The organism is Chroococcidiopsis sp. CCNUC1 (assembly GCF_023546805.1).
GTDB classification, from domain to species: Bacteria; Cyanobacteriota; Cyanobacteriia; order Cyanobacteriales; family Chroococcidiopsidaceae; genus Chroococcidiopsis; species Chroococcidiopsis thermalis.
Window position 1 is genome coordinate 1,846,269 of record NZ_CP097480.1, and the last position, 15,724, is coordinate 1,861,992.

The following is a 15,724-nucleotide window of genomic DNA, read 5'->3' on the forward strand; positions in this document are numbered from 1 at the left end:
TTGAACTCGCCTTTTCAAAAATTGTATCGAGTTTGTCTCTATATTGCGATCGCAATTGAAGTAGAACACTGCGATCGCAATTGAAGTAGAACACTGCGATCGCAATTTCGATAGAAAGCCATAAAGCTTACGCCTGCACCCGAAAATCGTGGATCGACCACCAAGCTTTTTTCTCTTGTTTGTTGACAACGCGAATATAGCGACCTCTCACAGGAGAATTTAAGCCGATCCTCGTCACGGGAGAACCTAGACCTTGATATACTGGTTTGCCAAATTGGTTGGGATTGTTACCTACATAAACCTCAAATCTTGTCAAGTAATCGTCTCCTGAAGATCCTGCATTCATGACGATCGCTCTAACTGTTTGGGGCGATCGCATATCGACTTGAAACCAATCGCCATTTGCGATCGCATCTCCACTGGTATAGCGCGTATCTGAGTTGCGATCGATTGCCATATCTGGCGCTTCTCGATCCCAAGTACCTTTGCGGCTGGCTGAGGCTTGCCAGTTACGCGAATTTAATTCATTTTTGCCCGCAACTGTTCTTTCAGTACCAGCACGATAAACTAAAAATTCGGCAAACGACCAATCGGGCTGTGACTTTTTCGCAAATCTTTGCGGGACAATTCTGATATACCTAGCTTTTTGCGTCGGAAAAGACACTTGCATTCGTGCCATTGCATTTCCTTTGACACTGGCAACCAACTTTCCTTTTGACTTTGCCGTATTAGAGACATAGACCTGATAGTCTCGTAAAAAACTACTAGCGGCTTTGCGAGAATCCATTACAATTCTGTTAAACGACTGTGACGAACCGAGATCGACAGCAAACCAATTACTAGAACTTGCATTGGCGATCGCAAATTGCGTCCGAAAGTCATTGTCAATTGCGGCTGCGGCATTTCCTCCCGAACTACTTGCTTTCCAAGCAAAACGATTCAGTTCAATTCCTCGTTTCGGTTCGGAGAGATTATGGGAATCATCCCACACTTGTTCGCCCAACCAAGTTAAATTCGTCGGGCGACTGCCATTTGTTTTATTAACACTATCGCCACTCGCCCCACCCGTATCGGACGTTGCGAGTGCGTTCCAATCCCATGCCCAATAATGCCATACGAGTCTGCCAATGCCACGCTTTTTTGCCACTGCCAAAGATATACGGGCGGCTTCCGTCACGTCTAAATCTGCTTGTGAATTGCCTGTAGTGGCAGCATACTCGCCAATAATCATTGCCAATCCTTTTTTCTGGACGCGATCGACAAAATTATCGAGTTTATTTAAATTCCAATTCCAATTAACATAAGTATGCAGGCTAAAGACAACTCTTCTTCTCGGATCGGTTTTTAAAAGTTGTTGTCCGTAAGTTAAAAACGCACTGGTAGAGTCTTTAATAAAGTTAGCTTTGGTCGTGCCGTTGCCGTCTTCAGAACCAAAGTTGTAACCATCAACTACAATAATATTATTTGCACCTGCTTTGCGTATATCTTGTATTAGCAGTTTGTGCATGTCATACCAATATTTTTCGACTTTATTTGTTCCCCCTGGTTCGTTCATAATGTTGAACCAGACATAGGGATTATTTTTATAACGAGTGGCAATTTTGCGCCAAAAATTACGTAAATCTTGTAAGGATGGATTGGAATCTTCAGTATAAAAACTACCTGAATGGTCGTGACATTCAAGCATAATTACTGTTCTGGGATTACTACCAGCATAGGCTTTGACGTATTTATCTATTAGCTTATCGGTGACAAACCAATTCGGATCGCTACCTGGTTTCAGTACTAATGATAGTCTGACGGTATTAAACTTCCAGATATTTTTGATATATTTCACATCTTTGGCACTCGATTGATCTGTCCAAATGCCAATATTTGCTCCTTTCATTACAAACGGCTGTCCGTTAGGAGCAAAAATTTTCGTACCTCTAACAGTAAATTCTTTTGCACTTGCTGCTGGAGAAAATCCAATAAAAACTATGCAGAGGAACGCCAAAACCGATATAAGTGTAAAAGAAATTTTTCTCATGGCGTTACCCATCCTCTGGAAAAGCGATCGCGCAAAGACACGAAGGCGCTAAGGCTAATCTTTTGCGTCTTTGCGGCTTTGCGCGAGATTAACAAACAGTTGCCATTCTAGCGCTGCCTAGCCAGAGGTGACGATGATTTCAGCACAACTCGTTCGCCATAATTTAACAGCCTTTCAAGAGTAGTCAGGCGATTTGACCACACGTTGACTTGGTAAGAATTTTCTAACGCTTGCGATCGCATCCAATTTTTAAACTGAGTCTGGAAGCTATTTAAAGCTGTTCTAGCTGCTGCTAAGTTACTGACAGAAGGAGTTTGAGCTAAGCGATCCAAAGCAGTCTCTAAGTTTTGCGATCGAGTATTAAACTCACTCAGTGCCGTCCCCTTCAACCAAAGCCGCTCGTTTGCCAGCAAGAATTGCCACTCTTGGCGCAAATTAACGTAACGCGCCGCTGCTGTGTGGAAAGGCTGACGATAAGGGACTGGTGCAGTCACTTTGACTTTTGTGCCTTGGGTGTTGTGAAAAACTTGCTGGAGTTCATCGTTGAGGTTTTCTACAGCAAAAAGGGCGTAGCCGCTCCCGGGTAAGTCTCTAACGAGCTGAATTTGGTCGAATGCACCCATAGTTGGTAAGTTCAGCAAGCGAATTCCTGGCAACAGCAAAGCCGAACCGAGTTTGCTAGAGGTAATCCAGGGTTGGGCGAGGCGCTGAAAACGGTAGGAATCTAGAGCATAAGTCATCGGCACGATCAAATCTACATCGCCGCGATTTGCCCAGACTTCCCAGTGTTGCTGTAATTTATGGGTGCGATCGTGTTCTGATAGAGGAAAGACAGCCACAGACATCACCAAGTTAGGGCGCTTTTGCTTCAAGTAGCGGGAAGCTTGAGCGACAAAACTATCGATTTGTTGCGTGCGAAACTGCGTCCATCTTTGCCATAAATCGCGATCGCTTGGTTTAATTGTCGTTGGGTCTACGCCCGTCAGTTGTTGAAACTGCTGCCTGGCGGCAATTCCGTAACCATAAGTCCGGTCGGCGCTGGGGTCTTGGAAAGGATAGCGGATGTAGTCTAGTTGCAAACCATCCACGTTGTAGCGGCTGACAATTTCTTCGTAAAGCCGTAATAAATATTGTCTGGCGGCGGGGTTGGCTGGGTCTAAAAATGGCTTACCTTGACCGGGCGGAAATAAACTCCCGCGATTATCGTAACTCGCCCACTCGGGATGAGCGGCAATGACCGGTCCTGGATAATCTGCGGGTAAATTTATCAGCGTATTATGACGCTTGTTGCCTACGGCAAAAGTCCACACCCAGGCATGTAACTCCATATTGCGATCGTGGGCTAACTTCACCGCTGATGCCAACGGGTCCCAGCCTCTAACTAGTGGGTTGGGTTGAGGTGCAACTTGACTGGGATAGATCGGATAGCCAGCATTAACGGTTTCAAAAAAGATTGTATTGATACCAGCAGCGGCGAGACGGTCAAAAATCTTTGCCAATCCTTGCTCCGAACCCGCACGAATAATACTACCTCGGTCTAGCCACATCGCCCGAATTTCTGGTTGAGCCGCGTACTGTTCGACGGGGTAGTTTTGCCATAGTAGTGCTTGTGCTTTGTGCCATTGCTGACGCGCTCCCGCAAAGTCCTTTTGGGCGATCGCCTGGGGTAAAGTTTTGGCAATTGCTTTCGCCTCTGCCACTGCCCTAGCTGCCGATTCTGGTAACGTACCCACAAAGGAGCCAGTTGTCGCTACAGCGGTTGTTTCAGAGTTAGTTAGCTGTGCCGTTGCATTATCATTCATGCTGCTACTAAAAGCACGAGCTGCTAACTGAGCGCTTTCAAATCTGCCAATCAGATTATCTAACTCTTGTTTAAGCGCAAATGCCTGTACCCCATCTAAACCTGGTGGGGCAATTCGTTCGATCGCCTCATCTGCTGGTAGTTTGTTGTTGGTAATTGGTGATTGGTGATTGGTAATTGGTAATTGGTGATTGGTAATTGGTGAATTCTTCTCTGTCCCTCTGCTCCCTTGTCCCCCTTGTCCCCTTGTCCCCCTTGTCCCCCTTGTCCCCTTGTCCCCCTTGTCCCCCTTGTCCCCTTGTCCCCTTGTCCCCCTTGTCCCCCTTGTCCCCTTGTCCCCTTGCTCCCTGCTCCCTGCCACCGCACTACTACAATTCTGCGGCGCTACCGTAGCCGACTCAGGCAAGGAAATATACTGACTTAAAGACGCTCTCAACCAAGCGCGATCGAAGTCTCCTGGTGATACGTGACTCGAACCCCAACGCCAACCTAAAACCGTGGCGCGATCGCTTTTGACGACTGCGGCTTGATTTATTTGTGACTGCCAAATCGCGATCGGTCTACTATTCACACCAGTAGGAATTACAACTCCTCCCTGCACCAAACCATCATTTCCGGCTGGCTCCAGCCAATCTTTACTATTACCCTGTAAGGTTTGTAAGTTATTGGGAGCATCTAGAGGAAATCCCCAGTACGCGCCTAAAAGCGAACTCAAGAGCTGGCGTACCCCCGGCTGACTCGTACTTCCAACAGCACCACTGGCTATGACTTTACCACCTCGGCTCATCCATGCTTCTAAGGCAAGTGCTTGGTTAAAGTCAATATTCTCTACGTTAGGTAGAAAGATAACAGAGCGATCGCTCAAATCGCTAGCATTTTTGACAGTAGCTAAATCGACGACGCAATAATTGACTCCTGCCGCCTGTATGCGTGAAGAGATTTCCGTCCACTGAGCAGCATTATCATCGCTTTTAACTACAGCTAAAACTGCGGGTTCTTCTGCGGCTGTAGCAGGTAAATAGAAGGCAAGAGGCAAAAGTAGAGACGCTAGTAACGTCTCTATTAAAAAATTCACAGACCTAGCCCTTACCAGGGTTGGTAAGAAAGCAAAAATATCAAAATTTTTAGACATTACTTAATACAAGTATCGATGAGTTCCTCAACTCCCCTGACTGGGAGAATTGGGATATTTAATTTATGAGATAACTCTTCTATTGTCATATCATCCAAAAAACAGTTTTCGCCATACTTCAGCATCACGGCAGGCAGTATGACCGCGTTACCTAAGTCTTTACCACATAACCCTTCTAATAAATCTTGTCCTGTGAGTAATCCGGTGACAGAAATTTTTTGTCCCCAATAGTGACTACACAGAGCTACCATATCTATCCGCAGCCCATTTACTTGATTTAACTGTTGTAAAATTGGTTGAAACGCTTTTTCTACGGCATTACCAACAACCCAGATAAATCGGCGTGATGGCTCGACTTGCAGCGGAAGATGTTTGGCTGCACTAGCAAAATGTTTTAAAAATAGGCGAATTGAACCCACACCGTTATCGATTTGAGGATAATCTTCATAATGAGATTGCGGTGGTAAATCCTCCCCTGCAACCAAAAACCACTCGTCTGCTAACCAGGCAAAGTTAGTGCCTAACTGCTGGCGAAATTTCTGCTGCAAGGCTTTGACTTGGGCTATGACTTCGGCTGCTTTTTCTGGAGTCACTGGAATTAACTCATCTTCATCTGGACGAAACCGTGTCAAGCCTACTGGTACGACAGCAACAGAAGTAACTGCTGGTACTTCCCCAGGATCGCCAAGATAAAATTTTGCTAAATCGAGCAACGTTCTTTCCAGATGTATGCCATCGTTAATCCCAGGACAAACAACAACTTGAGCGTGAATTTGCAGTCTTCGTTCTCGAAACCATTCAATCTGCTCTAAAATTTGAGCGGCTCTAGGATTTTTTAGCAGCCGCACCCTAACTTCAGGTTCGGTAGCGTGAACTGAGACATACAAAGGAGACAGGCGCATTTGTTCGATTCGCTGCCATTCCTTTTGGGTGAGGTTTGTCAGTGTCAGGTATGAGCCGTAAAGAAAGCTAAGGCGATAGTCATCATCCTTTAGGTATAAACTCTGTCGCTTACCTGGAGGTTGCTGGTCGATAAAACAGAACGGACAGCGATTGTTACACTGAATTAACCCATCGAACAGGGCTGTCTCAAACTCTAGTCCTAAATCTTCGTCGTAGTCTTTCTCAATTTCAACCGTATGAGTTTTACCTGCTGCATCTAAGACATCCAGTTGCAGCACTTCATCAGCACACAAAAACTGATAATCGATTAAGTCACGCGGACGAGTATCGTTGATGGATACGATCGCATCTCCTGGTTCAAAGCCAATCTCAGCAGCGATGGAATCTGGTAAAACCTTGGAAATGCGGGCAGGACGAATAGTGATGTCACTCATGACTAGCGAGAGGGCGATCGCCGTTTGGCTATTAGCTACTCTAAAATTGTCGCTTATATGAGGGAGCAGGGGAGAAGAGAGCTGAGGGAGCCCAGGGAGCTGAGGGAGCCCAGGGAGCTGAGGGAGCAAGAACCATCAACCATCAACCATCAACCAACAACTAAACATTAGATAACACTCCAAATCCGATCGCAGCTAGAATCGCTGCACCAAAGATGAGTCGATACCAAACAAAGATCCAGGTATCCTGAGTTTGGAGAAAACGTAACAACCAAGCGATCGCGAAGTAGGAAAAAATGGCAGATGAAACGACTGCGACAATCAAGTTTAGAATTCCCGCGTTCTCTAGTCCGGCTTCTAAAGCATCTTTCAATTCGACCAGACCTGAGATTGCAATGGCAGGAATACTAAGTAAAAATGAAAATCTAGCGGCTTTGGCTCGCTCTAATCCCAGAAATAGTCCGGCTGTCAGTGTAGAACCAGAACGAGATACGCCTGGAAATAAGGCAAGTGTCTGAGCCAGCCCCATTAATATGCCATCTTTAACTGTAGGTTCGTTAAATTTGCGCTTGCGCTTGCCAAAAATCTCTGCCAGCCCTAACAAACAAGCCATGACGATTGAATACACCGCGATCGCTGCTAAGCTGCGTAAGGGCGATTTGTCATAGCCAGGATAAAAGATTTTGATTAGCAAACCAAAAAATACGATGGGAATCGTACCTAAGACAATACCTAATGCCGTGCCAAATTCTCTGGAATCATAATCTGAATTAGCGATCGCCTTAGCGGTTCCGGTGACGATTTGCGCTAAGTCTTTCCAGAAGTACCATAGCACTGCGGCAAGACTACCGAGTTGAATCACGGCAGTATAAGCAACGCCAGGATCTCCCCATCCCAGTACGACTGGCACAACTTTCAAATGCGCCGTACTGCTGATTGGTAAAAACTCTGTCAACCCTTGGATGATTCCTAAACCGAAGGATTGCCACAAATTCATTCCAGATCCCTCTACGGCTATATTGGGCTGCACGCCGAGAACCTTAATAGGTACAGCAATTACTGCTGCACAAGCAGCTACACCTACCATCAGAAGTTTAAGCATTTGACGTTTTAATAAAGCCATAGAAATTTAAGGGCTAAGGGGTAGGAGGACAAGGTAGACAAGGGAGACAAGGGGGAACAAGGAAGCAATTCTGGTTCCACCAGCCACCAGCCACTAGTCGCTGTCAACCGTTAACTGTCAACCAACAAACTATACTTTTTCTCGCTACAGCATACCCGCAAACCGCAAATGAGGGGAGGGGTAACTAGAACTTAGAGCGATCGCGTCCACGCTAAATCCAAGATGGTATTTTAACTTGCGGCTTACTCAAAATCAGAGCAAAAAAATCAAGTTGTGAATTTTCTCCGACTTATGGGAGTACTCTAAATACAACTATTTCTCAGTAAATTATTGCAGGTGCTTAGGTTATTGCCAGTTTGCTCTCCTGACTCGTCAAATTGCTAAAACTATTTCTCACTTATATACTTATATATTGATCAGCCAATTCAGAAAGAGACTATTCGCAAAATGGTTACTTACCTAAATAAAACTCAACGAACTGATACTGTTGCAGGTTCTAAAGCGGCTACTAACTTCACGTCAAATTCTGTTTCAAATAACGCCTTTTTATAATCCAAACTCCACAATTCTAAAGCACAATCATCATTAGGTTGAGACGGAGTTAGATACAAGTAAAATTCTTTTGAATCCGCATGGCGATCGCAGCGCACGCGCTTCACTGCACCAATTTGACGGCGATCTAAAGCCACGGCTAACCGGAGAAAAGCGCTTAAATGATTGATAATTTGCCGATCGCGTTTGCTGGGTAAACTGCGATAGGAATCATGCTTTTTCTTAGGGTTACTTTTCCGGTGATAGCGGGCAATATTGGCAATAATTTCAATTTCTGTTTCGGTGTATCCTAATAATTCACCGTGTCGAATCAAGTAGTATGAATGTTTATGATGGGCAGAATGACTAATAAAGTGTCCGCAATTGTGTAACATTGCCGCTGCCCACAGCAATTCTTGTTCTTCTAAACCCCATTGGTGTAAAATTTCCTGGGTTTGGTTAAACAAACTCATGGCAAAAGAAGCCACGCGATCGCTATGTTCTAAATTTACTTGGTATTTCTGCGCTGTTTTAATCACGCTCCGTTGCCGGATCGAACTTTGATAGCGCAAACGATCTTCAATTAAACCGTGAGTCAGCATCCAGTCTACAATGATGCCTTCTCGCAGCGATCGCTCGCACACTACCAATGTCTCAGCTTCTAGCAGCGTCATCGCCTCTTGTAAAATTGTCGCCCCTGCTAATATAATCTCCGAACGGCGATCGTTCATCCCTGGAATTGCTGCCCGTTCGCTGTAATTTAGCTTCCGCAGGCGATCGACTAATTGCCGCAATTCCCTCAGACTAAATTCATACCCAGTCAAGGGAGACGGTACTGTACCCGTTTTTTCTCTAGCAATAATTGTTGCTACCGTTTCAATCGTGCCAGAAGTTCCCACTAAGCGGAAAATTTCCCCTGGCTGTAAGTGTGCGTGCAAGTCTTCCGCCGCACGTTCTAACATTCCCTGCACGTAGGCTTGAAGATATTGATATTCGCTGTTAGTAATCGGATCTGTAGTGATGAATTCCGAGGTAAGTCTGACAGCTCCAATTTTGTTACTGCTGAGAGAACGTGGTTCGTGGCTATCTCCCAAAATGATTTCTGTTGAACCACCACCAATGTCGATAATGGCATGGGGTTGGTTGTTAAATTCCATTCCCGATAGTACGCCGAGATAAATGCGACGTGCTTCTTCATACCCAGAAATTAAGTCAACATTTAAGCCGATTTCTTCTTTGACTTGATGTAAAAACTCGCGTCCGTTGGGTGCTTCGCGGACAGCGCTCGTCGCTACAGCAATAATAGAATGAGCGTTGCAGCTCTTGGCAATGTCTTGAAAACGGCGTAACGTAGAGATCGCCCTTGCCATCACCTCTGGTTTCAATTCTCCCGTTTCTGGGTTGCGATCGCCTAACCTGACAGTTTCTTTTTCTCTAGTAATGATGGTAAAAGCTGGCAGTTTCGGCTCTATACTGACTACTACCATATGCAGAGAGTTTGTCCCCATGTCGATCGCCGCGAGGATCTGTGCTTGCTCTACAATTTGAGCGGGAATACTCTGCCAGCTAGTGAAAACAGAATCAACCATCTAGATTTACTGGTAATTAACGGCAAGGACTGAACGGCAATTATTGAGATGAAGTTATTGAGTTTTTTCTACCCAAACTTCACGCTATTCTAATTAGGGAAAAAGATACGAACCATTACATCTGCCTATAGTTACCATTTTTCCATGAATACGATCGCACCACAACAGAGTTCCGAACCAACCTGGTTGAAAATTATCCGGCTGTTACGTTGGGATAAGCCAGAAGGACGTTTAATTTTAATGATTCCCGCTCTGTGGGCGGTGTTTTTAGCAGCTAGAGCGACTCCACCCTTACTACTAGTAGGAGTCATTGTCTTAGGTACTTTTGCCACCAGTGCTGCTGGGTGTGTAGCGAACGATCTTTGGGATCGAGATATCGATCCGCAAGTGGAAAGGACTCGCAATCGTCCTCTTGCTTCCCGCGCTTTATCTATCCGAGTAGGAATTGTAGTTGGTTTAATTGCTTTAGTTTGTGCTTTTATTTTGTCTTTATATTTAAACCAATTATCCTTTTGGCTGTGTGTCGCCGCCGTACCCGTTATTTTGCTTTATCCAGGGGCAAAGCGAGTGTTCCCCGTCCCTCAGTTGGTGTTATCTATTGCCTGGGGTTTTGGCGTATTAATTAGCTGGAGTGCTGTTACGGGAAGTTTAGATAAGGCAACTTGGTTGCTATGGGGTGCAACTTTATGCTGGACGCTAGGATTTGATACAGTTTATGCCATGAGCGATCGCGAGGATGACAAGCGCATTGGCGTGAATTCCAGCGCTTTATTTTTCGGTAAATACGCCCCAGAAGCGATCGCAGTTTTCTTTGCTGGTACTGTGTTTTTACTCGGTTGGCTAGGTGTCGTCATGCACCTACGTCTAGGTTTTTGGATTACTTTAGTCTTGGCTGCATCTGGCTGGATTTGGCAGTACACTCGGTTGCGCGAGCCGCAGTTACCAAATCCTGCTTACGGAGAAATGTTTCGTCAGAATGTTTGGTTGGGTTTTCTGTTATTAGGGGGAATGATTGCCGGAATTTTGATTTGATCGCCCACGTGCAACCGCTCTACTGCCCCCTTTTTAAGGGGGTTGGGGATCGCAGTACTACGCCACTTACGAAAGATCCCCCTAGCCCCCTTGAAAAAGGGAGGAACAAAAAATTATTGACTTGTGGTGAAAGTGACATCTTCATAAAGTGCTTCTAAGGTTGACTCAAAACCAATACTATCGAGCCGAAATGTTGTCTGCTGTGGCGTGTAAGACTGCAATACCCATAACCCTTGCTCGTTACGTCGGAAGCACTCAACTCGCTGCCGTTTGGTGTTAATTAATACGTATTCGCGTAGGCTTTCTAGTTCCTGATAATCAACAAATTTGTCACCGCGATCGAAGGCTTCAGTAGAATCGGACAAGACTTCGACAATCAGACTAGGAAAACACTTGTAAGTAGAGGTTTCGCGATCGCGCGGATCGCAAGTCACCATGACATCGGGATAGTAGAATCGATTCAGCGATTCAATCCGTGCTTTCATGTCAGCAATATAGACACGGCAATTGGAACCTCGAACATGGCTACGGAGCAGCGCAAATAGGTTTCCGGCAATGGTAACGTGGGGATCGCTTGCCCCAGCCATAGCGAAGACTTGCCCATCAATGTATTCGTGCTTGATGTTGCTCGCATCCTCCAGTTGGAGGTATTCTTCGGGGGTGAGGTAGGACTGTTGAGGGGAAGCAATCATAGCTAGAATCTTAAGGATGGAATCGTGTCATTCGCAAGCAGTTTGCCTTGGTATTTTAAGATTCTACGTCAGCTTTGGAGTGCTAGGACGTGGAAATAGAATTGCTTACTTGGGTGGAGCTGTTTTGATTTAGTTATGCTGCGATCGCAATAGCTTAAATTGAAGTTAAAATATCCGCGATCGCTTTTACCGAAATAACATAAGGGGATGAATTTGTGACGCTATTTGATGAAATGTCACAGAAAAACTACAGATAAATTTTAATATCTTCATCCTGTTTTTAAAAGTGATTCAGAGATATTTAATGTATTGAATGAGCGTCTAGAATTAAGGCATCTAAATGAGTGCTGAGTATTCTTCCTAAGACACTTTATGGTAGACACCTATGATTTATTGACTCAGTGGGCATCTGAGGGTAATGAGGTCGTTGACTCTTATCTTGATTTGACATCTCAGTTTTTACTAGAAAAACCATCTATTGATCCAAGAACTCAGTGGATACTTCGCTATTTGACTGTAAGTTGCAATCAAACCACTAACAGTACATTTCTACTTATTGCCAATGCTCAACTTTGGGATGCTGAAATTCTGTTACGTTCAGTAATCGAAGGAACCATTAAGTACATTTACTTGTGTTTAGGAGATGAGAACGACTACATATCTAAGTCAGAGGAATACTTGTTACATCTCCCTAACATAGGCGAGATCAAGCACCAACAAAGAATACGCTCATTCCTCCAGAATGTAGATAATCCGACATCAGATGAATACGCAATACTTAGAGAAACCTTGATTGAAGAGGCTGAGTTAGCTGAACTTTACAATAACTATCCTCGCGAAAATAGAAAACAGCTTGAGCAGAGATGGGCGTTTAACGAAATTGCCAACATCTTAACTAGAGATGATATTGGTCTTAAAAACTTTGATGCTCTTCGATACCTATTGTCTTACACTTATGGCATTGGAAGCCATCTAGCCCACCAAGATGCTACAGGGTTAAAGCTTATCCACAATAGATTACAGAAAACTTTTGAAGATGCAAGATCAGATGAATTAGCACATGCGTCTCGCCAGATAAATGATCTGCTAATGATGGCTTTTTTTCGCTCAGCTATGACATACCATTTACATCATGCGGATATCAAGCCGATTATGAATTTATTTGAGTCTCATCAGCAGTTTATTAATACGATGGCGAAGGTGCGGAAAGATTGGTGGAAGAAATATACAGAGCAGTCGTGAACTGCTGTATGCGCTGACAATCCTATATAGCTAAGGCTTAAAGCCGTCTAACAACGCCCATGCACACCGACCGCCGAGAGTTGATTGGCTATGAGGCAGAGGTTATCTGCGGCGAGTGATGGGCACCGTTCAGCCCCAAGTCCTCGGTGGGTGGTAACAGCAACTTAAAGCTTATCTGTTAGCATCTTGAGCCAAGATAGCGGGACAATATTTTGAAGTTTATGGTAGTGTAACCGTCACTAAATATATCGAACCTGATTTTGCATCTCGTCCGAGGTAATTTGATTGAGAATGGCGAGTAATCTTTGTGCGATCTCTTGCGGAGAACGGCGAACTGCAAAAATTACTCCGTAGTGTGTCTGTCCCAAATCAAAATATTTCTGTATGAGTTCCTCAAAATCAGTTCTGTTGTGAGTAACCAGAGTTCTTGCTTGACTTATAGCATAGGCAAGCTGCTCTGCATCAGTTGCGTGAAGTTGCCCGGCATCTCGTGTAGTAATGACATCAAAGCCTCTTGCATGAAGCAAGTCAGCTACCAATACATTAACATCTTCATCCAAATACAGACAAATAAATATGCGACTCACAAATCTATAACTAATGGATCGATCAATTCGTCAGGAATGCGGTTTTTTTCAATATATTGATTAATTTCGTCTTGATGGTCGCTGTAGTAAGTTAATGCTCCAAAGATTTGCCCCAATGTTAGGTGCGGCATCCCTTTGGGAATTTCCTCTGGTGCAATACCCATGCGCCAAGTTTCAACGATTGCTCTGACGGGTGTACGAGTTCCTCGGATGATAGGTTCTCCATGTAGAATCTCATCATCTCGAACAACATAAAGATATTCCGTTGCTTGAACCATGCTAACCTCTTAAGTCGGCTATTGTTTGATTGTATCGTTTAGATCAATTGTCTCAGTGCATCAGACGGTATCACAACCCCAATGCTCGATCGCCGAAAAGTTGCCTTTCACAACCTTTTATTCTTACTTTCCTGCCAAGAACCACCCAAACCTTGTAAGACTCCCCTGCCAATTAAACCAATTGTTTTTCCTACAACTTGGGTCAAAACAAAAATCACTCCTTTACCTACAAACGATACTACTGCTTGTAGGCGAGGTGCGATCGCATCTCGTAATTCGAGAGCTAAAGTTACGATTAAAGGAATTCCTGAAAGTTGTGTTAGTTCGCGATCGCGAGGCGCGTAAATTGATACTTTAGCAATTCCACGCGGGGCTAGCAATAACAATTCATAGCGGCTTTCAAAAACCTGGCGAGGTTCTTCAAAATATGTTCTAGCCCGATATTTCCACGATAAATTATTCCTGAATCGCTCTATCTCCCTTGTGGAAATTAAACGGCGATCGTAATAACTTTGTTTGATAATTTCTAGTTCGGCAAATTGATTCAAAAGTGGCTGTACGACAGCATTTGCAACTTGAATTATCAAATTCTGTAGAATTATTTCCGCTCTTTCCTTCGCCTCCAAACTTTCAGCCGCAAAGGAAGTATTATCGATAACTAAAGGTGTAGCAAATAGTAGATAGGAAAATAAATCGCTGACGAGAGGAATTTTATCTAAAATTGCTGTTTGTACGACAATTTCAGCTTGTAACAAACTATTGACAAAATCTACAGTAATTCCCCCACTAACAAAGTAGAGTATCTACCAAAAAAATCTATAGTTGTTGCTTGCCACAAATCTCGTAAAATAGTGGCTTGCATTACCGGAAGGCGATCGCTCTGGACTTGAGAAAAGCGTAAATCTGCTAAGATATCCTCTATTTTCTGAAGAATTAAGTGCAATAGTTCTCGTTTCTTATCTTCTCGAAAAATGTCAATTTCTAAGGGAATAGAAGTCAAATTCTCTAGACTAAATTCTAATCTTTCCCGCGTTGAAGTAAATATTGTTGTTGGTTGTTGGGGAGCCGGGAGTCGGGAGTCGGGAGGAGTGAGGAGCGAGGAGCGAGGAGCGAGGAGTAAGTTTTCTGTCTGTCTCCCTTGTCTCCCTTGTCTTCCTTGTCCTTCCTCATTCCCTACCGCTAACAACCGATCGACAACCCACCGCGCTGCTAATAATTCTCGCCTTTGTCCTGCCAACATAGCGCGATCGAGTGTAGGGAGTCCAGGTTCTTGCAGCCTTGCTGTGACTTGCGCCAAATTACCGTTTATTTGTTGCAAACCCGATTGGCGCAGACGATCGCGGGTTCCGATGAAAAACCATTGGAAGGGCGGGTTTGTCTGTATTGTCGATCGGCTTCCAGACACATCTGATAAACCCACCCCTACAATTTTCGACTCCCAATAAGATCGCCCTGCTACCAATTCTCGAATTATATGAATTATTTCCTCTGCGGCAATTCCTTTATGGCAAAATCCCTCTACACCCGCTTGTCTTGCTGCGGCGAGTTGACTGGGTTCGGGGTGGCAAGTCAGTATGAGGATCGGCAGGTTGGGATATTGAGTTTTGATTTGCTGACATAGTTGCCATCCCATGACAGAGGAATCAGACAATCTCAGCTCGACGATCGCTGCATCTATTCCTATTGCTGATACATTCTGCAAGCCAGCCTGACTATCGGCTGCTTCTGCTGCTACTCGTATATGTGGATCTTGCTCTAAAACGACCCTCAAACCCGTGCGGTAGATAGAGTCTGGATCGATTATTAGTAGGTTAATAGGGCGATCGCTCATCATGCGTTATTTGGCTGCTTCCATGCAGAGCGTACCGCAAATTGTTGTTTTTTGTTACTGCCTGTAGCCGTAAAAATTAATGCTATAGTCAGTAATTTTTACACCTGTCCTGGCTTCAACCTCCCGCAGCAAGCTTTCTGGCAATTCCACCTCAACATCAAGAATTTGAGCGGTATCCAGACAGTTGATGTGGCTGTGGGAGTCGCTGATATTACCGTACAGGCGACCGTCAGCACGCTCGATGCATTCTATAATACCCTGGGATGACAGCGCTTCTAAGTTTTGGTACACCGAGGTGTGTCCGATGTCTTTACCTTGCTGGTTGAGGCGATCGTAAATTTCTCTTGCCGATAAGTGTTCTTTAGCCTGCCATAGTAACTCTAGTATAAAACGACGCTGGCGGCTGACGCGCATACCTAAGTGCTGACACCGTTCTAAAGCATCTTCTAGAGATCGAATTGGTTTTACTGCTGCCGCTTCTTGTTGCATATCCGCATCTTTGAGCTAAATTTATGTAGCT

The 15,724-nt window shown here is 44.6% G+C and carries 13 protein-coding genes; 2 read left to right on the plus strand and 11 right to left on the minus strand.

Annotation, left to right across the window (positions count from 1 at the left end):
* Window positions 1-127 precede the first annotated feature (127 nt).
* The 5 genes from M5J74_RS08655 to M5J74_RS08675 form a co-directional block, all read right to left on the minus strand.
* Window positions 128-2,029, minus strand: a complete 1,902-nt coding sequence (locus M5J74_RS08655; protein ID WP_250016305.1) for a cellulase family glycosylhydrolase — start codon at window positions 2,027-2,029, stop codon at window positions 128-130.
* A gap of 107 nt (window positions 2,030-2,136) precedes the next feature.
* Window positions 2,137-4,962 carry a glycoside hydrolase family 10 protein gene (locus M5J74_RS08660; RefSeq protein ID WP_371933992.1) on the minus strand — a complete coding sequence of 942 codons (2,826 nt, stop codon included), beginning with the start codon at window positions 4,960-4,962 and terminating at the stop codon, window positions 2,137-2,139.
* Window positions 4,962-6,299 (minus strand): TIGR03279 family radical SAM protein, encoded by a 1,338-nt coding sequence (locus tag M5J74_RS08665; protein WP_015153729.1) that lies wholly within the window; start codon window positions 6,297-6,299, stop codon window positions 4,962-4,964. Before M5J74_RS08665 ends, M5J74_RS08660 begins: the two co-directional genes overlap by 1 nt.
* Window positions 6,300-6,459: 160 nt before the next feature.
* Entirely contained in the window at window positions 6,460-7,422 is a 963-nt protein-coding gene (locus M5J74_RS08670; RefSeq protein ID WP_015153730.1) for an undecaprenyl-diphosphate phosphatase, read from the minus strand.
* A gap of 470 nt (window positions 7,423-7,892) precedes the next feature.
* Entirely contained in the window at window positions 7,893-9,542 is a 1,650-nt protein-coding gene (locus tag M5J74_RS08675; RefSeq protein ID WP_250016307.1) for a Ppx/GppA phosphatase family protein, read from the minus strand.
* A gap of 144 nt (window positions 9,543-9,686) precedes the next feature.
* On the opposite strand from M5J74_RS08675, the gene M5J74_RS08680 reads away from it, so the two are divergent.
* On the plus strand, window positions 9,687-10,574 hold the full coding sequence (locus M5J74_RS08680) for a 4-hydroxybenzoate solanesyltransferase (RefSeq protein ID WP_106218904.1): 888 nt from the start codon (window positions 9,687-9,689) through the stop codon (window positions 10,572-10,574).
* A gap of 113 nt (window positions 10,575-10,687) precedes the next feature.
* Here M5J74_RS08680 and M5J74_RS08685 read toward each other — a convergent pair whose 3' ends face one another.
* Window positions 10,688-11,266 carry a Uma2 family endonuclease gene (locus M5J74_RS08685; protein ID WP_106548148.1) on the minus strand — a complete coding sequence of 193 codons (579 nt, stop codon included), beginning with the start codon at window positions 11,264-11,266 and terminating at the stop codon, window positions 10,688-10,690.
* A gap of 372 nt (window positions 11,267-11,638) precedes the next feature.
* Here M5J74_RS08685 and M5J74_RS08690 point away from each other — a divergent pair, with 372 nt between their 5' ends.
* Window positions 11,639-12,508: a DUF5677 domain-containing protein gene (locus tag M5J74_RS08690; RefSeq protein WP_015153734.1), complete on the plus strand. Its 870-nt coding sequence runs from the start codon at window positions 11,639-11,641 to the stop codon at window positions 12,506-12,508.
* Window positions 12,509-12,747: 239 nt separating this feature from the next.
* Here M5J74_RS08690 and M5J74_RS08695 read toward each other — a convergent pair whose 3' ends face one another.
* From M5J74_RS08695 to M5J74_RS08715, 5 genes are all read right to left on the minus strand, one after another.
* A complete protein-coding gene (locus M5J74_RS08695) occupies window positions 12,748-13,095 on the minus strand; it encodes a DUF5615 family PIN-like protein (protein ID WP_015153735.1) in 348 nt (115 codons plus the stop codon).
* Complete coding sequence (locus M5J74_RS08700; protein WP_015153736.1) at window positions 13,092-13,373, minus strand: DUF433 domain-containing protein; 282 nt, start codon at window positions 13,371-13,373, stop codon at window positions 13,092-13,094. The genes M5J74_RS08695 and M5J74_RS08700 overlap by 4 nt, the downstream gene beginning before the upstream one ends.
* 107 nt (window positions 13,374-13,480) lie before the next feature.
* The gene (locus M5J74_RS08705) at window positions 13,481-14,128 is read right to left on the minus strand and encodes a DUF3685 domain-containing protein (RefSeq protein ID WP_250016308.1); all 648 of its coding nucleotides are present in this window, start codon (window positions 14,126-14,128) and stop codon (window positions 13,481-13,483) included.
* A gap of 14 nt (window positions 14,129-14,142) precedes the next feature.
* Window positions 14,143-15,207, minus strand: coding sequence for a response regulator transcription factor (locus M5J74_RS08710; protein ID WP_250016309.1), 1,065 nt, complete (start codon window positions 15,205-15,207; stop codon window positions 14,143-14,145).
* A gap of 51 nt (window positions 15,208-15,258) precedes the next feature.
* A complete protein-coding gene (locus M5J74_RS08715) occupies window positions 15,259-15,693 on the minus strand; it encodes a Fur family transcriptional regulator (protein ID WP_015153738.1) in 435 nt (144 codons plus the stop codon).
* Between the last annotated feature and the right edge of the window lie 31 nt (window positions 15,694-15,724).

Bases quoted from the DNA above. Each gene is read 5' to 3' on its own strand.
- M5J74_RS08655 (WP_250016305.1), bottom strand. From the start codon at position 2,029: ATGAGAAAAATTTCTTTTACACTTATATCGGTTTTGGCGTTCCTCTGC.
- M5J74_RS08660 (WP_371933992.1), bottom strand. From the start codon at position 4,962: ATGTCTAAAAATTTTGATATTTTTGCTTTCTTACCAACCCTGGTAAGG.
- M5J74_RS08665 (WP_015153729.1), bottom strand. From the start codon at position 6,299: ATGAGTGACATCACTATTCGTCCTGCCCGCATTTCCAAGGTTTTACCA.
- M5J74_RS08670 (WP_015153730.1), bottom strand. From the start codon at position 7,422: ATGGCTTTATTAAAACGTCAAATGCTTAAACTTCTGATGGTAGGTGTA.
- M5J74_RS08675 (WP_250016307.1), bottom strand. From the start codon at position 9,542: ATGGTTGATTCTGTTTTCACTAGCTGGCAGAGTATTCCCGCTCAAATT.
- M5J74_RS08680 (WP_106218904.1), top strand. From the start codon at position 9,687: ATGAATACGATCGCACCACAACAGAGTTCCGAACCAACCTGGTTGAAA.
- M5J74_RS08685 (WP_106548148.1), bottom strand. From the start codon at position 11,266: ATGATTGCTTCCCCTCAACAGTCCTACCTCACCCCCGAAGAATACCTC.
- M5J74_RS08690 (WP_015153734.1), top strand. From the start codon at position 11,639: ATGGTAGACACCTATGATTTATTGACTCAGTGGGCATCTGAGGGTAAT.
- M5J74_RS08700 (WP_015153736.1), bottom strand. From the start codon at position 13,373: ATGGTTCAAGCAACGGAATATCTTTATGTTGTTCGAGATGATGAGATT.
- M5J74_RS08710 (WP_250016309.1), bottom strand. From the start codon at position 15,207: ATGATGAGCGATCGCCCTATTAACCTACTAATAATCGATCCAGACTCT.
- M5J74_RS08715 (WP_015153738.1), bottom strand. From the start codon at position 15,693: ATGCAACAAGAAGCGGCAGCAGTAAAACCAATTCGATCTCTAGAAGAT.